This is a genomic window from Peribacillus psychrosaccharolyticus ATCC 23296 (assembly GCF_000305495.1).
Lineage (GTDB): Bacteria > Bacillota > Bacilli > Bacillales > DSM-1321 > Peribacillus > Peribacillus psychrosaccharolyticus.
Genome location: NZ_AJTN02000119.1, coordinates 1 through 893 on the forward strand (window position 1 = coordinate 1; position 893 = coordinate 893).

Annotated in this window: 1 protein-coding gene; it reads right to left on the reverse strand. The window is 41.0% G+C overall.

The window, feature by feature from the left end:
• A partial coding sequence (gene ispG, locus WYK_RS06350; RefSeq protein WP_040373716.1) for a flavodoxin-dependent (E)-4-hydroxy-3-methylbut-2-enyl-diphosphate synthase occupies positions 1 to 828 on the reverse strand: 828 nt, incomplete at its 3' end.
• Positions 829 to 893 lie beyond the last annotated feature (65 nt).

The following is an 893-nucleotide window of genomic DNA, read 5'->3' on the forward strand; positions in this document are numbered from 1 at the left end:
AATCTCAATCCGTCCGCAAGTAGGACATGAAATTAAAGTTGCCATGTTAGAGGCAAGGCCGTAAACTTTTAATAATTCACGTGCTACTTTTACTTCTTCAACAGGATCGGCACTCAGGGAAATACGCATTGTGTTACCAATTCCCATATTTAAGATAGCACCAAGTCCAGCTGCACTTTTCACGGTTCCTGAGAAAAGTGTTCCTGATTCGGTAATTCCAAGATGCAGCGGGTAATCAAATGCTTGTGCCGCTTTTTGGTATGCTTCAATCGCTAAATTAACATCAGATGCTTTCATTGAAACGATGATATCGTGGAAATCGAGATCTTCTAGAATCTTGATATGGTGAAGTGCACTTTCCACCATTCCGTCAGCTGTCGGATAGCCGTATTTCTCAATAATACGTTTTTCAAGTGAGCCAGCGTTAACACCGATTCGAATCGGAATGCCTTTCGCTTTTGCAGCATTTACAACCGCTTCGACTTTTTCACGACGACCGATATTACCTGGGTTAATCCGGATTTTATCTGCTCCGCCTTCGATCGCAAGTAAAGCTAATTTATAATCAAAATGGATATCGACTACAAGCGGAAGGTTAATACGCTTCTTAATTTCTGGTATGGCAAGCGCAGCGCGTTCATCTGGACAGGCAACACGAACAATTTGACATCCTGCTTCTTCAAGACGATTAATTTCTGCTACAGTTGCTTCAACATCATGTGTCTTAGTAGTAGTCATACTTTGAATAATAACTTCATTATTACCGCCAATCGTTAAATTACCTACTTTAACGGGGCGTGTTTTCGTACGATGTATTAATTCACTCAAGTGAGTTCTCTCCTTTAGGAAAAAAAATCATATTTTGGCCAGCTGAGCTTAGCTGGCTCCTAGGA